Origin of the sequence: Wandonia haliotis, from assembly GCF_039523435.1 — a bacterium.
Lineage (GTDB): Bacteria > Bacteroidota > Bacteroidia > Flavobacteriales_D > Crocinitomicaceae > Wandonia > Wandonia haliotis.
This window is the reverse complement of sequence record NZ_BAAAFH010000022.1, coordinates 576,631-593,414: the sequence shown is the minus strand read 5'-3', so window position 1 is coordinate 593,414 and position 16,784 is coordinate 576,631. Positions and strand designations below refer to the sequence as shown.

Annotated in this window: 31 protein-coding genes; all 31 read left to right on the top strand. The window is 40.1% G+C overall.

Going from position 1 to position 16,784, the window contains the following annotated elements; genetic code table 11:
• Nucleotides 1–7: 7 nt before the first annotated feature.
• The 31 genes from rpsJ (at nt 8) to eno (ending at nt 16,485) form a co-directional block, all read left to right on the top strand.
• A complete protein-coding gene (gene rpsJ / locus ABDZ97_RS15415) occupies nt 8–313 on the top strand; it encodes a 30S ribosomal protein S10 (protein WP_343789776.1) in 306 nt (101 codons plus the stop codon).
• Nucleotides 314–331: 18 nt separating this feature from the next.
• Nucleotides 332–952: a 50S ribosomal protein L3 gene (gene rplC / locus ABDZ97_RS15410; protein WP_343789772.1), complete on the top strand. Its 621-nt coding sequence runs from the start codon at nt 332–334 to the stop codon at nt 950–952.
• Nucleotides 943–1,569, top strand: coding sequence for a 50S ribosomal protein L4 (gene rplD / locus ABDZ97_RS15405; RefSeq protein WP_343789769.1), 627 nt, complete (start codon nt 943–945; stop codon nt 1,567–1,569). Before rplC ends, rplD begins: the two co-directional genes overlap by 10 nt.
• 6 nt (nt 1,570–1,575) lie before the next feature.
• Nucleotides 1,576–1,872, top strand: coding sequence for a 50S ribosomal protein L23 (gene rplW, locus ABDZ97_RS15400; RefSeq protein WP_343789766.1), 297 nt, complete (start codon nt 1,576–1,578; stop codon nt 1,870–1,872).
• Nucleotides 1,873–1,883: 11 nt separating this feature from the next.
• Nucleotides 1,884–2,708: a 50S ribosomal protein L2 gene (gene rplB / locus ABDZ97_RS15395; RefSeq protein WP_343789763.1), complete on the top strand. Its 825-nt coding sequence runs from the start codon at nt 1,884–1,886 to the stop codon at nt 2,706–2,708.
• Between the two features lie 7 nt (nt 2,709–2,715).
• Nucleotides 2,716–2,994: a 30S ribosomal protein S19 gene (gene rpsS, locus ABDZ97_RS15390; protein ID WP_343789760.1), complete on the top strand. Its 279-nt coding sequence runs from the start codon at nt 2,716–2,718 to the stop codon at nt 2,992–2,994.
• Between the two features lie 18 nt (nt 2,995–3,012).
• Nucleotides 3,013–3,411, top strand: a complete 399-nt coding sequence (gene rplV, locus ABDZ97_RS15385) for a 50S ribosomal protein L22 (protein WP_343789757.1) — start codon at nt 3,013–3,015, stop codon at nt 3,409–3,411.
• A gap of 8 nt (nt 3,412–3,419) precedes the next feature.
• Complete coding sequence (gene rpsC, locus ABDZ97_RS15380) at nt 3,420–4,145, top strand: 30S ribosomal protein S3 (protein ID WP_343789754.1); 726 nt, start codon at nt 3,420–3,422, stop codon at nt 4,143–4,145.
• 32 nt (nt 4,146–4,177) lie between these two features.
• Entirely contained in the window at nt 4,178–4,609 is a 432-nt protein-coding gene (gene rplP / locus ABDZ97_RS15375) for a 50S ribosomal protein L16 (RefSeq protein ID WP_343789751.1), read from the top strand.
• Between the two features lie 9 nt (nt 4,610–4,618).
• On the top strand, nt 4,619–4,813 hold the full coding sequence (gene rpmC / locus ABDZ97_RS15370) for a 50S ribosomal protein L29 (protein WP_343789748.1): 195 nt from the start codon (nt 4,619–4,621) through the stop codon (nt 4,811–4,813).
• Nucleotides 4,814–4,839: 26 nt separating this feature from the next.
• Nucleotides 4,840–5,097, top strand: a complete 258-nt coding sequence (rpsQ, locus tag ABDZ97_RS15365; RefSeq protein ID WP_343789745.1) for a 30S ribosomal protein S17 — start codon at nt 4,840–4,842, stop codon at nt 5,095–5,097.
• A 9-nt stretch (nt 5,098–5,106) separates the two neighbouring features.
• Entirely contained in the window at nt 5,107–5,475 is a 369-nt protein-coding gene (gene rplN / locus ABDZ97_RS15360; RefSeq protein ID WP_343789742.1) for a 50S ribosomal protein L14, read from the top strand.
• A gap of 15 nt (nt 5,476–5,490) precedes the next feature.
• A complete protein-coding gene (rplX, locus tag ABDZ97_RS15355) occupies nt 5,491–5,808 on the top strand; it encodes a 50S ribosomal protein L24 (protein WP_343789739.1) in 318 nt (105 codons plus the stop codon).
• Nucleotides 5,808–6,359, top strand: a complete 552-nt coding sequence (gene rplE, locus ABDZ97_RS15350; RefSeq protein WP_343789736.1) for a 50S ribosomal protein L5 — start codon at nt 5,808–5,810, stop codon at nt 6,357–6,359. The genes rplX and rplE overlap by 1 nt, the downstream gene beginning before the upstream one ends.
• Before the next feature lie 6 nt (nt 6,360–6,365).
• The gene (gene rpsN / locus ABDZ97_RS15345) at nt 6,366–6,680 is read left to right on the top strand and encodes a 30S ribosomal protein S14 (RefSeq protein WP_343789733.1); all 315 of its coding nucleotides are present in this window, start codon (nt 6,366–6,368) and stop codon (nt 6,678–6,680) included.
• A 19-nt stretch (nt 6,681–6,699) separates the two neighbouring features.
• Complete coding sequence (gene rpsH, locus ABDZ97_RS15340; protein WP_343789730.1) at nt 6,700–7,098, top strand: 30S ribosomal protein S8; 399 nt, start codon at nt 6,700–6,702, stop codon at nt 7,096–7,098.
• Nucleotides 7,099–7,114: 16 nt separating this feature from the next.
• Nucleotides 7,115–7,669: a 50S ribosomal protein L6 gene (gene rplF, locus ABDZ97_RS15335; protein ID WP_343789727.1), complete on the top strand. Its 555-nt coding sequence runs from the start codon at nt 7,115–7,117 to the stop codon at nt 7,667–7,669.
• Between the two features lie 12 nt (nt 7,670–7,681).
• Nucleotides 7,682–8,035, top strand: a complete 354-nt coding sequence (gene rplR, locus ABDZ97_RS15330; protein ID WP_343789724.1) for a 50S ribosomal protein L18 — start codon at nt 7,682–7,684, stop codon at nt 8,033–8,035.
• A gap of 5 nt (nt 8,036–8,040) precedes the next feature.
• Nucleotides 8,041–8,556, top strand: a complete 516-nt coding sequence (gene rpsE, locus ABDZ97_RS15325) for a 30S ribosomal protein S5 (RefSeq protein ID WP_343789721.1) — start codon at nt 8,041–8,043, stop codon at nt 8,554–8,556.
• Between the two features lie 11 nt (nt 8,557–8,567).
• Nucleotides 8,568–8,744 (top strand): 50S ribosomal protein L30, encoded by a 177-nt coding sequence (gene rpmD, locus ABDZ97_RS15320; RefSeq protein ID WP_343789718.1) that lies wholly within the window; start codon nt 8,568–8,570, stop codon nt 8,742–8,744.
• Nucleotides 8,745–8,765: 21 nt separating this feature from the next.
• Nucleotides 8,766–9,212, top strand: a complete 447-nt coding sequence (rplO, locus tag ABDZ97_RS15315) for a 50S ribosomal protein L15 (RefSeq protein WP_343789715.1) — start codon at nt 8,766–8,768, stop codon at nt 9,210–9,212.
• A gap of 26 nt (nt 9,213–9,238) precedes the next feature.
• A complete protein-coding gene (gene secY, locus ABDZ97_RS15310) occupies nt 9,239–10,573 on the top strand; it encodes a preprotein translocase subunit SecY (RefSeq protein WP_343789711.1) in 1,335 nt (444 codons plus the stop codon).
• A gap of 2 nt (nt 10,574–10,575) precedes the next feature.
• Complete coding sequence (infA, locus tag ABDZ97_RS15305) at nt 10,576–10,794, top strand: translation initiation factor IF-1 (RefSeq protein ID WP_343789708.1); 219 nt, start codon at nt 10,576–10,578, stop codon at nt 10,792–10,794.
• 21 nt (nt 10,795–10,815) lie between these two features.
• On the top strand, nt 10,816–10,932 hold the full coding sequence (gene rpmJ / locus ABDZ97_RS15300) for a 50S ribosomal protein L36 (protein ID WP_090248872.1): 117 nt from the start codon (nt 10,816–10,818) through the stop codon (nt 10,930–10,932).
• Nucleotides 10,933–10,950: 18 nt separating this feature from the next.
• A complete protein-coding gene (gene rpsM, locus ABDZ97_RS15295; RefSeq protein WP_343789701.1) occupies nt 10,951–11,325 on the top strand; it encodes a 30S ribosomal protein S13 in 375 nt (124 codons plus the stop codon).
• Nucleotides 11,326–11,337: 12 nt separating this feature from the next.
• Nucleotides 11,338–11,724 (top strand): 30S ribosomal protein S11, encoded by a 387-nt coding sequence (gene rpsK, locus ABDZ97_RS15290; RefSeq protein ID WP_343789698.1) that lies wholly within the window; start codon nt 11,338–11,340, stop codon nt 11,722–11,724.
• Between the two features lie 78 nt (nt 11,725–11,802).
• Nucleotides 11,803–12,411 carry a 30S ribosomal protein S4 gene (gene rpsD / locus ABDZ97_RS15285; protein ID WP_343789694.1) on the top strand — a complete coding sequence of 203 codons (609 nt, stop codon included), beginning with the start codon at nt 11,803–11,805 and terminating at the stop codon, nt 12,409–12,411.
• A 16-nt stretch (nt 12,412–12,427) separates the two neighbouring features.
• Nucleotides 12,428–13,420: a DNA-directed RNA polymerase subunit alpha gene (locus tag ABDZ97_RS15280; protein WP_343789691.1), complete on the top strand. Its 993-nt coding sequence runs from the start codon at nt 12,428–12,430 to the stop codon at nt 13,418–13,420.
• A gap of 22 nt (nt 13,421–13,442) precedes the next feature.
• On the top strand, nt 13,443–13,985 hold the full coding sequence (gene rplQ / locus ABDZ97_RS15275; RefSeq protein ID WP_343789688.1) for a 50S ribosomal protein L17: 543 nt from the start codon (nt 13,443–13,445) through the stop codon (nt 13,983–13,985).
• A 113-nt stretch (nt 13,986–14,098) separates the two neighbouring features.
• Nucleotides 14,099–15,202, top strand: coding sequence for a glutamine-hydrolyzing carbamoyl-phosphate synthase small subunit (gene carA / locus ABDZ97_RS15270; protein WP_343789685.1), 1,104 nt, complete (start codon nt 14,099–14,101; stop codon nt 15,200–15,202).
• Nucleotides 15,199–16,485, top strand: a complete 1,287-nt coding sequence (eno, locus tag ABDZ97_RS15265; protein WP_343789681.1) for a phosphopyruvate hydratase — start codon at nt 15,199–15,201, stop codon at nt 16,483–16,485. The genes carA and eno overlap by 4 nt, the downstream gene beginning before the upstream one ends.
• The last annotated feature ends 299 nt before the right edge of the window (nt 16,486–16,784 follow it).

The window sequence follows — 16,784 nt, the reverse complement described above, 5'->3', positions numbered from 1 at the left end:
AGGTAGCATGAGCCAAAAGATCAGAATTAAGTTAAAGTCATACGATCACAATTTAGTTGACAAATCAGCTGAGAAAATCGTAAAGACAGTAAAAGCTACAGGAGCTGTAGTTAGTGGTCCAATTCCACTTCCGACGCACAAGCGTATTTATACTGTATTGAAGTCTCCACACGTAAACAAAAAAGCGCGTGAGCAGTTTGAGTTGTGTTCATACAACAGACTGATGGACATTTACAGTTCATCATCAAAAACAGTTGATGCGTTGATGCGTTTGGAGCTTCCAAGTGGAGTGGATGTAGAAATTAAAGTTTGATAATTTAAATAATAAAGGATGCCTGGAATAATTGGTAGAAAAATCGGGATGACTAGTATCTACAGTGCCGAGGGTAAGGCAACACCATGCACAGTGATAGAAGCTGGTCCTTGTGTAGTAACGCAAGTTAAGACACAAGATAAGGATGGTTATGAGGCTGTTCAGTTAGGATTTGGTGAGCGTAAAGAAAAAAACACACCGGGTTCTTTGAAAGGACACTTCAAAAAAGCAAACACCACGCCTAAACAAAAACTAGTAGAGTTTGAAGAGTTCGAGGGATTAAACCTTGGTGATGTTGTTACAGTTGACATCTTCGAAGAAGGAGAATTTGTTGATGTAACAGGAACATCAAAAGGAAAAGGGTTCCAGGGGGTTGTGAAACGTCACGGATTTGGTGGAGTTGGTCAGTCAACTCACGGTCAGCACAACCGAATGAGAGCACCTGGATCGATTGGAGCTGCTTCGTACCCTGCACGTGTATTCAAAGGAATGCGCATGGCTGGTCAGACTGGTAACAAGCGAGTAATGATCGAGAACTTACAAGTTCTGAAAGTGTTGACTGATAAGAATTTGTTAGTAGTTAAAGGTTCGATTCCCGGACCAAAAGGTTCAACAGTAATTATTGAGAAATGGAATTAAAGATTGTAGATACCAAAGGAAAAGCTACTTCCAAAAGTGTAACACTTTCTGACGAGGTTTTTGGAATTGAGCCAAACGATCATGCTATTTACATGGACGTGAAGCATTACCTTGCCAGCCGTCGTCAAGGAACACACAAGGCGAAAGAAAGAAGTGAAATCGCCGGAAGTACACGTAAGATCAAAAAACAAAAAGGTACCGGTGGAGCTCGTGCAGGTAGCGTTAAATCCGGAACTCGTGTTGGTGGTGGACGTATCTTCGGACCTCGCCCACGTAACTACAGCTTCAAATTGAATACAAAGTTGAAGCGTTTGGCACGTAAGTCGGCATTGAGCTACAAAGCACAGGGAGAGAATATCATGGTATTGGAAGATTTCAACTTTGATACTCCTAAAACAAAGGATTTTGTTGCTTTGATGGGGAATTTGAAATTGAACGATCAGAAAGTATTGTTAGTAATGGGAGCTAAGAATGACAATGTATTTTTGTCATCACGTAACCTTCAGCGTGCTAAGGTCGTAACAGCTGATTCGTTGAACACTTACGATATCATGAATGCCGGTAAGCTAGTTTTAGCAGAAAGCTCAATTGAAGTAATTGAAAAGGTATTAAACTAATTCGAAATGAGCACGATTATTAAAAAGCCTATTATCACAGAGAAAGCTACGTTGGACAGTGAGTTGAACAACCGTTTTGCTTTCGTAGTGGATAGAAAGGCAAATAAGATTGAAATTAAGAAAGCCATCGAAAAGATGTACGGAGTGACTGTTGAGTCAGTTCGTACATTAACCTATGGTGGTGGAAAGCCTTCTGTGAAGTACACAAACAGAGGTATCGTTGAGCAGCGTAACAGCGTTTGGAAAAAAGCTATTGTTACTGTTGCTGAAGGAGAAACGATTGATTTGTATAGTAACATTTAAGAAAATTTGAAATGGGTCTTAGAAAATTAAAGCCTACAACTCCAGGGCAAAGACACAAAATCATCAGCGATTTTTCAGAAGTAACTAAAAGTGCTCCTGAAAAAAGCTTGTTGGCTGCCAAGAAAAAGTCTGGTGGTCGTAACAATGATGGTCGTATGACTATGCGTTACATCGGTGGTGGTCACAAACAACGTTATCGTGTTATCGATTTCAAACGTGACAAGCAAGGTGTTCCGGCTACAGTAAAGTCGATTGAATACGATCCGAACAGAACAGCAAGAATTGCTTTGTTGTACTATGCTGATGGTGAGAAACGCTACATTATCGCTCCCGAAGGATTGAAAGCAGGAGATACAGTAGTTTCCGGAAAAGGTGCAACACCTGAAGTAGGAAACGCATTGTTGCTTTCTGAAATTCCGTTGGGTACTGTTATCCACAACATTGAGTTGAAGCCAGGTAAAGGTGGTGCAATTGCACGTGGTGCCGGAACTTACGCTCAGCTGAATGCACGTGACGGTAAGTATGCAATTGTTAAGCTTCCTTCAGGGGAAACTAGAATGGTATTGGTTGAGTGTATGGCTACAATCGGAGCTGTATCGAACTCAGAGCATAACCTTATTGTTTCTGGTAAAGCAGGTCGAAGCAGATGGTTAGGTCGTCGTCCACGTGTTCGTGGAGTTGTGATGAACCCGGTTGATCACCCGATGGGTGGTGGTGAAGGTCGTTCGTCAGGAGGACACCCTCGTTCGCGTAATGGTATGCCAGCTAAAGGATACAAGACGCGTTCGAAAACCAAGTATTCGAATAAGTTTATCATTGAAAAAAGAAAGAAATAAGTAGCTTATGAGCCGTTCGTTAAAAAAACCGCCTTTCGTTCACTATAAGTTGGCAAAACGTGTGGAAGAGGCACAAGAGTCAGGAAAGAAGAGCGTGATCAAGACATGGTCAAGAGCTTCAACCATTACCCCCGATTTTGTTGGGATGACATTTGCAGTTCACAATGGGAATAAGTTTATTCCTGTTTTCGTGACGGAAAACATGGTAGGACACAAACTTGGTGAGTTTGCTCCAACCAGAAACTTCCGAGGTCACGGTGGTAATAAGAAAGATAAAAGAAGATAGTAAAAAATTGTAGTGACTATGGGCGCTAGAAAAAGACTAAGAGCCGAGAAGTTAAAAGAGGACAAAAAGAATTTGGCGATAGCTAAACTTCGTAACTGTCCGATTTCTCCGAGAAAGATGAGATTAGTTGCAGATCTTGTAAGGGGAGTTGAAGTAAATAAGGCTCTAAATGTATTGCAACATAATCCAAAGGATGCTGCCATTTATCTTGAGAAACTTTTGCGTTCAGCTATTGCTAACTGGGAGCAGAAGAATGAGGATAAATCTCTTGAAGAAGAGGTATTGGTAGTAAAATCTATTGAAGTAGGTCAGGCAGGAATGCTGAAAAGAATTCAGGCTGCTCCTCAGGGTAGAGCACATCGAATTAGAAAAAGGTCAAACCACGTAACCATCATCGTTGATGGCGTAAATAATTAGGAGAAAGCATGGGACAAAAAACGAATCCAATCGGAAATAGACTAGGTTTCATCCACGGATGGGAGTCTAATTGGTATGGTGGAGATAACTATGGCGATAAATTGCTTGAGGATCACAAGATCCGTCGTTATCTTCAGGCTCGTTTATCCAGAGCGAGTATCTCTAAGATAATTATTGAGCGTACACTTAAGTTGGTAACCGTTACTATCAACACGGCTCGTCCGGGTGTAATCATCGGTAAAGGTGGTCAAGAGGTTGACAAACTGAAAGAAGAGCTTAAGAAGCTGACAAAAAAGGATATTCAAATTAATATCTTTGAAATCAAACGTCCTGAATTGGATGCACGATTAGTGGCAGATGGTATTGCCCGTCAGATTGAAGCGCGTATTTCTTTCCGTCGTGCGATTAAAATGGCTATCGCATCAACAATGCGTATGGGTGCTGAAGGGATTAAGGTGAAAATTTCCGGACGTCTTAACGGTGCTGAGATGGCGCGTGATGAAATGTATAAAGATGGTAGAACACCGTTGCATACATTCCGTGCAGATATCGACTATGCATTGTCGGAGGCTCACACAACTTACGGTCGAATCGGTATTAAGGTTTGGATCTGTAAAGGTGAAGTCTATGGTAAAAGAGATCTTTCTCCGAACATCGGACAAAATGCTAAAGGGTCAGGAGCCGGAACTTCTGGTCGTCAGGCACCAAAAGGTGGGAGAAGAAAGAAAAAGTAATTAGGTTTTACAACCTGTAAAAACTTGGTAAAATGTTACAGCCAAAAAGAACGAAGTTTAGAAAAGCACAGAAAGGACGAAATAGAGGTCTTGCACATCGTGGAGGACAAATCGCTTTCGGTTCCTTCGGTTTGAAAGCGCTTGAGCCGGGATGGATCACTTCTCGTCAGATTGAAGCGTCACGTATCGCCGTTACACGTTATATGAAAAGGGAAGGTAAAGTCTGGATTCGTATTTTCCCGGACAAACCGGTTACTGCAAAACCAGCAGAGGTACGTATGGGTAAAGGTAAAGGTGCTCCTAGTCACTGGGTAGCAGTTGTGAAACCTGGACGTATTATGTTTGAAGCAGACGGTGTACCTTATGAAACTGCCAAAGAAGCAATGCGTTTGGCAGCTCAGAAACTTCCCGTTAAATGTAAGTTTGTAGTTAGAAACGATTATGTTATTCCAACTGCTAAATAATAACGAGTTATGAAACAGCAAGAAATCGTACAACTATCAGATGGCGATCTACAGGAAAGAATCGCGGACTTTAAAGATCAGTTGCAGAAACTAGAGTTGACACACGTAGTTTCTCCATTGGAAAACCCAATGCAGATCCGTGAAATTCGCAAAACCGTAGCTCGTTTGAATACTGAGTTGACAAAAAGACAAAAACAGGCGTAAGGCCTAGTAATTAAATAAGCTTGATAATGGAGAAGCGTAATTTAAGAAAAGAGCGAATCGGTGTTGTTACTAGCAATAAAATGGAGAAATCCATAGTTGTTGCAGTAGAAAGAAAAGTAAAACACCCAAAATATGGTAAGTTCGTAAAAAAAACTACTAAATTTGTCGCCCACGATGAAAAAAATGAATCTGGTATCGGTGATACTGTGAGAATCATGGAAACTCGTCCTTTGTCAAAAACAAAGAACTGGAGATTAGTAGAAATTGTTGAAAGAGCTAAATAGTTTGTAGTAATGATACAACAGGAATCAAGACTTGCAGTAGCAGACAATAGCGGTGCCAAAGAAGTGCTTTGTATTCGCGTTCTGGGTGGAACGAAAAGAAGATACGCTTCAGTTGGTGATAAAATTGTTGTAGCTGTCAAGAGTGCAGTGCCCTCTGGGAACGTGAAAAAAGGAAGCGTTGCTAAGGCCGTAGTAGTAAGAACGAGAAAAGAAGTACGTCGTCCTGACGGTTCTTACATTCGTTTCGATGACAACGCCGTGGTTATTTTGAATCAAGCGGGAGAAATGCGTGGTACTCGTATATTCGGGCCAGTCGCGAGAGAACTTCGTGAGAATAACTACATGAAAATTGTTTCACTTGCACCTGAGGTGCTCTAAAAAAATGTAAACGTCATGCAAAAGAAGTTACACATTAAAGTAGGAGACACTGTTCAGGTAATGAGTGGTGAATCAAAAGGTCAGAGCGGTAAAGTTATCGCTATTGACAGAAAGAAGGACCGTGCGCTTGTAGAAGGTGTGAACGTGATTAAGAAACACGTGAAGCCAAGTGCGGCTAACCCTCAGGGTGGTATTGTTGAACAAGAAGCTGGAATTCATATTTCCAATTTGTTGCTTGTTGTTGATGGCCAGCCTACACGTATTGGTCGTCGCGCAGACGCAAATGGAAAATTAGTACGTTATTCTAAAAAGACTGGGGAGGAGATTAAGTAATGAGTTACCAACCAAGACTTAAAGAAAAGTATAAGAGCGAAGTTATCGCTTCTTTGACTGAAAAATTCGGATACAAGACACCAATGTCTGTTCCGCATATTGAGAAAATTGTGATCAGCCAGGGTATTGGTGACGCAGTGGGTGACAAGAAATTGGTTGATTCTGCTGTTAGTGACCTTTCAATGATTGCTGGTCAGAAGGCTGTAGCTACAATATCTAAAAAAGATATCTCAAACTTTAAATTGAGAAAAGGAATGCCGATCGGTACAAAAGTTACTCTTAGAGGTGACCAAATGTACGAATTCCTGGATCGTTTGATCTCTGTTGCATTGCCTCGTACACGTGACTTCCGTGGAGTAAATGTGAAAGGGTTTGACGGACGCGGAAACTTTAATATGGGTGTTAAAGAACACATTATTTTCCCTGAAATCGATATCGATAAGGTGAACCGTATTATGGGTATGGATATTACTTTTGTTACATCAGCTGATAGCGACGAAGAAGCAAAGGCGCTGCTTGATGCTTTTGGATTCCCATTCACAAAAAAATAGAAGAAAATGGCAAAAGAATCAATGAAAGCGCGTGAGCGCAAAAGAGAAAGGTTAGCTGCTCGCTATGCAAATACACGTGAAGAATTAACAAAGATTTTGAAATCTAGCGATGATTCTGAAGAAATGCAACAAGCGAAGTGGGAGGCGATGATGAAATTACAGAAATTGCCTGCTAACTCTTCAAAAGTAAGATTGCATAATAGATGTAAACTTACGGGTCGTCCTCGTGGATATATGAGACAATTCGGTATTTCAAGGGTAACATTCCGTGAAATGGCTTTGAATGGTAAGATCCCGGGAGTTAAGAAATCAAGTTGGTAATTGAATTAATAGGAAAATTATGTATACTGATCCTATAGCAGATTATTTGACACGTATTCGTAATGCGGTCAGAGCGAATCATAAAGTTGTTGAAATCCCTGGTTCAAATATGAAAAGAGAGATGACAAAAATTCTTTTCGATAAAGGGTATATTGATAACTTCCGTTTCGAAGAGGATGGAAAGCAAGGTGTTATTAAAATAGCATTGCGTTATAATCCCGTAACGAAGAAAAATGCGATCACACGTTTGGATCGCGTAAGTAAACCAGGTTTAAGAAAGTATTGCGATGCATCAAGTTTGCCACGCGTTCTTAACGGATTGGGAATCGCTATGATTTCCACTTCTAAAGGTCTTATTACAGACAAGGAAGCTCGTAAAGAGAACGTAGGTGGAGAAGTTGTTTGCTACGTATATTAATTTGGAGGAATAAGAAATGTCAAGGATAGGAAAAAATCCAATCACAATCCCGAGTGGAGTTGAAGTGAAAGTTAACGGTACAACTGTAACTGTTAAAGGTTCTAAAGGTGAATTGACACAAGAAGTTGATGCTTGTGTTGAATTAGCAGTTGAGGACGGAACAATCACGTTCACCCGCGAATCGGACTCGCCGTCTCACCGTGCAAAGCATGGTTTGTACAGAGCGTTAATCAACAATATGATTGTTGGTGTATCGGAAGGGTTTAAAAAGGAGTTGGAAGTTGTTGGAGTCGGATATCGTGCTAATGCAGCAGGACAAAGACTTGAACTTGCGTTAGGATTCTCACATCCAATCGTAATGGAACTTCCCTCTGAAATTAAAGTATCTACAGAAACTGTCAAAGGTCAGGCTCCGTTGATTACATTGGAATCATACGACAAGCAATTGATCGGACAAGTAGCAGCGAAGATCCGCTCTTTCCGTAAGCCAGAACCATATAAAGGTAAAGGTATTAAGTTTAAAGGTGAGCAGATCAGAAGAAAAGCTGGTAAATCTGCAGGTAAAAAATAATAGATAAAAATCATGGCATTCAGTAAAGAAATCAGAAGAGCGAAGATCAAAAGAAGAATCAGAAAGAACATTTCTGGGACTTCTGATGTACCTCGTTTGAGTGTCTTCCGTAGTAATAAGCAGATCTATGCTCAGATTATTGACGATGTAAACGGAGTAACTCTTGTAGCAGCATCATCATACAAAAATGAGGAGCTTGTAAAGCTTCCTAAAATTGAGCAGGCTAAAGTTGTTGGAAAACAATTGGCAGAGAAAGCTTTGAAGGCAGGAATTGAGAAAGTGGTATTTGACCGTAACGGTTACTTGTATCACGGACGTGTAAAATCATTGGCTGACTCCGCTCGTGAGGGAGGTCTTAAATTCTAATTATCATGGCAGAAAAAGTAAATAATTTGAAAGCGGTTGATGTTGAGTTAAAAGATAAGCTTGTAGCTATCAACCGTGTTACAAAAGTAACAAAAGGTGGACGTACCTTCAGTTTCTCTGCAATCGTGGTAGTTGGAAACGAGAATGGAATGGTAGGTCATGGTCTTGGAAAAGCGAAAGAGGTAACTGAAGCGATTCAAAAAGGAATTGATGACGCTAAGAAAAACCTTATCTCTGTTCCTATCCGTAAGGGTACTGTTCCTCATACTCAAAAAGGAAAATACGCTGGAGCACGCGTATTGTTGAAGCCAGCTTCAGATGGTACAGGAGTTATCGCAGGTGGTGCGATGCGTGCTGTATTGGAGAGCGTTGGAGTTCACAATGTATTGGCAAAATCACAAGGTTCATCTAACCCTCACAACGTAGTAAAAGCAACATTTGATGCACTTTCTCAAATGAGAGATGCAGTATCAGTTGCTAAGCAAAGAGGGGTAACTTTGGATAAAGTGTTTAACGGTTAATAAAGGTTATTATGGCAACAGTAAAAGTTAAATTGGTAAGAAGTACCATCAAGCGTCCAAAAAACCAAAAGGCTACCGTACAGGCGCTTGGTCTGAAGAAAATAAACCAGGTTGTGGAGAAAGAATCAACTCCACAAATTCTTGGAATGATTAAGAAAGTTCAACACCTAGTTGAAGTAGTAGAGTAGAACCTGTAAAGTTTAGAAATAATGAATTTGAATAATTTAAAGCCCGCAAGTGGTTCTGTAAAATCAAAGAAGAGAATTGCGAGAGGTCAGGGATCCGGACACGGAGGGACTTCGACACGTGGGCACAAAGGTGCTAAATCTCGTTCAGGATACAAATCAAAGATTGGATTCGAAGGAGGACAGATGCCATTACAGCGTCGTGTACCTAAGTTCGGATTTAAGAACATCAACAGAGTTGAATACAAAGCGATCAATTTGGATGTAATTCAGAGTCTTGTAGAAAAGAAGAATATCACTGAATTTACTCCTGAAGTATTCAAAGCTAACGGTTTGGCATCCGGAAATGACCTAGTGAAAATTTTGGGTAGAGGAGAATTGAAAGCAGCTGTGAAGATTTCCGCACACAAATTTTCAGCTTCAGCAAAATCAGTTATTGAAGCTCAAGGTGGAAATGTAACAGAACTTTAATTATCTTTGCCAACTATTTTAATCCAATGAAGAAGTTTTTTCAAACATTACAGAATATTTGGAAAGTAGAGGAACTTAGATCCCGCATCCTTGTGACGCTGGGTCTAATCCTTATTTTTCGTATAGGTTCGTTTATCGTTTTGCCGGGTGTTAATGCCACTGTTTTAGCAGAAGCTGCCCAGAATGCTGACCAGGGAGGTCTGGCGGGATTACTCTCGTTACTTTCCGGTGGTGCATTCTCTAATGCTTCTATTTTAGCTTTGGGAATTATGCCCTACATCTCCGCATCAATTATTATGCAGCTCCTTGGGATGGCAGTTCCTGCTGTTCAGAAGATGCAAAACGAGGGAGAGAGCGGACGAAATAAGATTAATAATTTCACACGAATTCTGACGATTATCATTTGTGCTTTTCAGGCACCTTCGTACATTGGTTTATATGTGAAGAGTATCAATGGTTCGATTGTCAACGAGACTCCTCTATGGTGGGTTCAAAGTGTTATTTTGCTTATAGCCGGAACCATGTTTGCAATGTGGTTGGGTGAAAGGATAACAGACAAAGGAGTTGGTAACGGTATTTCGTTATTGATTACTGTAGGTATCCTTGCCAATTTACCACTTAGCTTCATCCAGGAGGTGACAACAAAGAGTGACAATCCGATTATGATCATTGTTGAGTTAGTAATGTTTATGGTAATTGTTATGGCAACTGTATTGATTGTACAGGGAGTCAGAAAAGTGCCGATGAACGTTGCTAAGCGAATGGCGGGAGGAAGAACCAACGTTGCAGAGCAGGGAGCGCGTCAGTATTTGCCTATTAAGGTAAACGCTTCAGGTGTAATGCCTATCATTTTTGCTCAGGCAATTATGACTGTACCTCTTATGTTATTGCAAAGTTCTGACGGTACGTCAACATTCTTTGGTTTGGGAGATATGTATGGATTCACATACAACCTGATACTGTTCTTCCTTATTATCGTATTTACGTATTTCTATACGGCAATTATGATTAACCCAAAGAAAATGGCTGATGACATGAAGCGAAACGGAAGTTTTATTCCTGGTGTTAAACCCGGAGAGGCAACTGCAGAGTATCTGGATCAGTTAGTATCGCGTATTACTTTGCCAGGTTCGATATTCCTCGGACTAATTGCAATTATTCCTGCTTTTGCTAAAGTAGCAGGTGTAACAGATGGATTTGCAATGTTCTACGGAGGTACTTCTCTTTTGATTATGGTTGCAGTTGTATTGGATACATTGCAACAAATTGAAAGTTATCTGTTGAATCGTCATTATGACGGTTTGATGGAAGGAACCAGAGTTAGAGGTAGAAGAACACAAGGAGAAATGTCCGGTATTTAATTATGGCAAAACAAGCGTCGATAGAACAAGATGGAGTAATTAAGGAGGCATTGTCTAATGCAATGTTCCGTGTGGAACTTGAGAATGGACATGTTATCACAGCACATATCTCCGGGAAAATGAGAATGTATTACATTAAAATTCTTCCAGGAGATAGAGTGAAAGTTGAAATGTCTCCCTATGATTTAACAAAAGGAAGAATAACGTTCAGATACAAATAGAGTATCGTAAAATTAAAAGAGATGAAAGTAAGAGCATCTGTTAAAAAACGTTCTGCTGATTGCAAGATCGTTAAGAGAAAAGGAAGAGTTTACGTGATTAACAAGAAGAATCCTAAACTTAAACAAAGACAAGGATAAAGCTAATTAGTTTAAATTATGGCTAGAATTGCAGGTATAGATCTACCAAAGAACAAAAGAGGTGTTATCGGATTAACGTATATCTACGGAATCGGATTGAGCACTGCAAAGAAGGTGTTGAAAGATGCCGGAGTTGATGAAAACATTAAAGTACAGGACTGGAACGATGAGCATCTTGCAGCAATCCGTACACAAATGGCTGAAATCAAAGTAGAAGGTGCATTACGTTCTGAAGTACAATTGAACATCAAGCGATTGATGGATATCGGTTGTTACAGAGGAGTGCGTCACCGTGCAGGGCTTCCGTTACGTGGTCAGCGTACGAAGAACAACTCAAGAACAAGAAAAGGTAGAAGAAAAACTGTTGCTAACAAGAAGAAAGCAACTAAATAATAACGCTTAATTATGGCAAAGTCAAATCAGAAGAAGAAAAAGAATGTTAAAGTTGAAGCGCATGGTGAAGCACATATCCAGGCTACCTTCAATAACATCATCATTTCCCTTACAAACAATTCTGGTCAGGTAATTTCCTGGTCATCAGCAGGGAAAATGGGCTTCAGAGGATCTAAGAAAAACACTCCGTACGCAGCGCAGGTTGCTGCAGAAGACTGTGCGAAAGAAGCTTTCGACAATGGTCTACGTAAGGTGCGTGTATATGTAAAAGGTCCAGGAGCTGGACGTGAGTCTGCAATTCGCTCCCTTCACAACTCTGGGATTGAAGTTACTGAAATCATTGATGTAACTCCATTACCGCACAACGGATGTCGTCCACCAAAACGAAGAAGAGTATAATTTATATAGTAACAATGGGGATCCCGGTTGTCGAAGGATAGTTGACCTTAATTCACACCGCCCCTTAATTTTTGAAAAATGGCAAGATATACAGGTCCAAAATCTAAGATTGCCCGTAAGTTCAGAGAACCGATCTTCGGTCCTGACAAGGCATTGGAAAGACGAAATTACCCTCCTGGACAACATGGTCCGAACAAGAGAAGAGGTAAGCAGTCTGAGTACGCTATTCAGCTTGCAGAAAAGCAAAAAGCTAAGTATACGTACGGAATTCTTGAGCGTCAGTTCTCGAACATGTTCAAGAAAGCAACCCGAATGAAAGGTATTACAGGTGAAAACCTGTTGCAATTGTGTGAATTACGTCTTGATAATGTTATTTACCGTCTAGGTGTAGCTCCATCAAGAAGAGCTGCTCGTCAGTTGGTAACACACAAACATATTGTAGTGAATGGACAGGTGGTAAATATTCCTTCTTATTCACTTAAACCAGGCGATGTTGTTGAAGTTAGAGAAAAGTCTAAGTCACTTGAAGCTATTTCTGATTCGTTGTCTTCTGCAGGTAACAGATCGAATGACTGGTTGACATGGAACCCATCTCAAATGTCAGGTACTGTTGTTAATGTTCCAAACAGAGAGATGATCTCTGAGAACATCAAAGAACAGCTTATCGTCGAATTGTATTCTAAATAATAATTAAAGCATTAAAATGGCTATTCTAGACTTCCAAAGACCTGATAAGGTAATCATGATTCAATCTGATGAACACGAAGGTCAGTTTGAATTCCGTCCACTAGAACCGGGATATGGTATTACAGTAGGAAACGCACTTAGAAGAATTTTACTTTCTTCTTTGGAAGGTTTTGCGATTTCTTCAGTTCGTATCGAAGGAGTGGATCATGAATTCTCTACTATTAAGGGAGTAGTGGAAGACATGACTGAGATTGTGCTTAACTTGAAGCAGGTACGTTTCAAGCAGCAAATTGAAGATACTGATAACGAAACTGTAGTTATTTCTGTTTCTGGACAGGATAAATTTACAGCTGGTGATATCGGTAAGTTTACTTCTGCTTTCCAGGTACTGAATCCTGATCTGGTTATTTGTAACATGGAGCCTTCTGTTAAACTGGATATGGAGATTACGATAATTAAAGGTCGTGGTTATGTTCCTGCTGAAGAGAACAAAGTGAACGGAGCTCCTTTCGGAACGATTTTTATCGATTCGATTTTTACTCCGATCAAAAATGTTAAATTCAACGTAGAGAACTACCGTGTTGAGCAGAAAACGGATTACGAAAAACTGGTGTTAGAGATCAGAACTGACGGATCGATTCATCCGAAAGATGCATTGAAAGAATCAGCGAAAATCCTTATTCACCACTTCATGCTGTTCTCAGACGAGAAAATTACTTTGGATAGTGAAGTGAAGTCAGAAACAGAAGAGTTTGACGAAACATCATTGCACATGCGTCAGCTGTTGAAAACCAAGTTGGTTGATATGGACTTGTCTGTACGTGCATTGAACTGTTTGAAAGCTGCAGATGTTGAGACCTTAGGTGATTTGGTTTCATACAATAAAAATGACCTCTTGAAATTTAGAAACTTCGGAAAGAAATCATTGACTGAGTTGGAAGACTTAGTAGATTCAAAAGGACTTTCTTTCGGTATGAATGTTGCTAAATACAAGTTGGATAAAGATTAACAACCTAATAAGTTGATTTGACATGAGACACGGAAAGAAAAATAACCATTTAGGCAGAACAGCTTCTCACAGAAAAGCAATGTTGTCTAATATGGCGAGCTCACTTATCGAGCACAAGAGAATTAATACTACATTGGCGAAAGCAAAAGCATTGCGTACATATATTGAGCCAATTTTGACAAAAGCGAAGACGGATTCAACACATTCACGTCGTGTGGTATTCAGCTATCTGCAGAATAAGGAAACAGTTACTGAACTATTCAGAGAAGTAGCTCCTAAAATTGCTGATCGTTCAGGAGGATATACACGTATTATCCGTACCGGATACCGATTAGGAGATAACGCTGAAATGTGTATGATCGAATTGGTTGACTTCAACGAATTGTTGTTAGGAGATAACAAGCCAGAGAAGAAAACTACACGTCGTTCACGTTCTAAAAAAGCAAAAACTGAAGATGAAGCTCCTGTTGCAGAAGCGAAAGCTACTGAAGAAACAGAAGCAACTCAGCCTGAAGCAAAAGAGGATGAGAATTCAGCAGATGCTACTGAAGAGACAAAAGAATAATGATAGTATTCTTGAAATAGGAAAGGCGATACAGCAATGTATCGCCTTTTTTTATGGTCTGTTATTGCTTGTTACCTCATTATTAAGTTTTATTTTTGCCAAAAATTCTGTTTATGCACGAAAAACAACCCGCAGTTTTATTGTTGGAAGACGGAACCCGATTTGATGGTTTTGCATGTGGAAAAATCGGAACAACCACAGGAGAAATAGCGTTTAACACCGGAATGACCGGTTACCAGGAAGTTTTTACGGATCCTTCATATTATGGACAAATCCTTGTTATGACGACTTCTCATATTGGGAATTACGGAGTACATCCTGAAGAGGTAGAATCGGAAGGTATGAAAATCGCAGGGTTAGTTACGAAAAAGTTTTCTGATATATATTCCCGTACAGCAGGAGTAGCCTCTTTAGGAGACTATATGGAAACAGAGGAACGTGTTGGAATTTCTGATGTAGATACGCGTGCTTTGGTTCGCCATATCAGAAGTAAAGGGGCAATGAATGCAATCATTTCAAGTGAGATTCTGGATGAAAAAGAACTTATGAATAGATTGCAGGAAGTTCCATCTATGGAAGGTCTTGAGTTATCTTCATTTGTTGCGACGAAAGAGAGTTATGAAGTTGGTAGCGAAGAAAGTGAGTTTAGAGTTGCTTTAGTTGACTTTGGTGTAAAGAAGAATATCGTACGTTGCCTTGCCGAGCGAGGATGTTTTGTAAGAGTTTTCCCGATGACGGTCTCAATTGAGGAGTTAAAAGCATTCAATCCGGATGGTGTTATGTTATCCAACGGACCTGGAGACCCTTCAGCGATGCCGGAACAAATTAATCTGGTTAAGGAAATTATCAACTGGGATATTCCTGTTTTCGGAATCTGCCTAGGACACCAGATTTTTGCATTAAGTCAAGGTCTGACAACGGCAAAAATGCACAATGGACACCGTGGATTGAATCATCCTATAAAGAACCTGATCACCGGAAAGAGTGAAATAACATCACAAAATCATGGGTTTGTTGTGACGCATGAGAGTCTTGAAGCACATAGTGCTATAGAGTTGACACATATTCATCTTAATGATAATACAGTAGCTGGTATCCGATTGAAAGGAAAACCGGTATTTACAGTACAGTACCATCCGGAAGCATCTGCTGGTCCGCACGATTCACGTTATCTGTTTGATGACTTTATCTCTAACATGAAAACATTCAAATCATGACTTACATAGCCAAAGTAATTGGAAGACAAATTCTGGATTCACGTGGAAATCCAACAGTTGAAGTAGATGTGTATACCACCAACGGAGGTTTTGGTAGAGCAGCAGTTCCTTCCGGTGCCTCAACCGGAGTTCATGAGGCAGTAGAACTTCGTGATGGTGATAAGGGACGCTACATGGGGAAGGGAGTTCTTAATGCTGTGAATAATATAAATACAGTAATTAATGAAGCGCTTCAGGGACAATATGTTTTGGATCAGAAAGCAATTGATACCTTATTGATTAAGATGGATGCAACTGAGAATAAAGGAAATCTTGGTGCAAATGCTATTTTAGGAGTTTCTTTGGCTGTTGCACGCGCTGCAGCAAATGAAACGAATATGTCTTTATATCGTTATATTGGAGGAGTTGGAGCCGTTACAATGCCTGTTCCAATGATGAACATCCTTAATGGAGGTTCTCATGCTGACAATCGTATCGATATTCAGGAATTTATGGTTATGCCTTTTGGAGCGACATCGTTTTCGGAGGGGTTGCGTATGGGAACAGAAGTGTTTCACCATCTGAAGAATGTCCTGAAGTCGAAAGGAATGAGTACGAATGTTGGAGACGAAGGTGGTTTTGCACCTAATTTGGGATCAAATGAGGAAGCGATTGAAGTGGTTCTTCAGGCAATCGAATCAGCAGGTTACTCTCCGGGAAAAGATATGTTTATTGCATTGGATGCAGCTTCTTCCGAATTCTATAATAAGGAAAAGAAGAAATACGTTTTTGAATCTACAGGAGATGAGCGTACTTCTTCAGAAATGGTAACTTTCTGGAAAGACTGGTCTTCTAAATATCCGATTGTTTCCATTGAGGATGGGTTAGATGAAGATGATTGGGACGGATGGAAGGAATTGACAGATGAATTAGGGAAGAAAGTTCAGCTTGTCGGAGATGATTTGTTCGTTACCAATACAAAACGTCTGAAAAGAGGAATTGAAACAGGAACAGCGAATTCAATTCTTGTAAAAGTAAACCAGATTGGATCGCTTACTGAAACAATCGAAGCTGTTCAGATGGCTACAGCTAACCAGTATACTTCAGTAATGAGCCATAGAAGTGGAGAAACAGAAGATACAACAATCGCTGATTTGGCAGTAGCCTTAAATACAGGACAAATTAAAACAGGTTCAGCATCCAGAAGTGATCGTATTGCAAAATACAATCAGTTACTTCGTATCGAGGCGGAATTAGGAGATACAGCTGTTTATCCGGGAATGGATTTCAGATATCTTAAGTAAAGAAAGCAAGAGATAATGATCAAAAAGAGCCGGGAATTTCCCGGCTCTTTTTATAAGTTGAAGTTTTTGAATCTATTTCTCATACTCCTCTTTTTAAGGACATGTTAAACTTCGCAAAAAAAAGTGCATTATTCCCGGTAAAAAGGTAATGTATTGAAATAAGACCTATCTTTGTATTGAATTGGTAATTTTAAAATGGGGTTAGACCAAAATAGCACAGTATTTTCAGGGCGAAACCAAGCGGGTTTTGTATCTGCTATGCTATTGATTACCCACAACAAAGCTTTTGTAAACCTTTC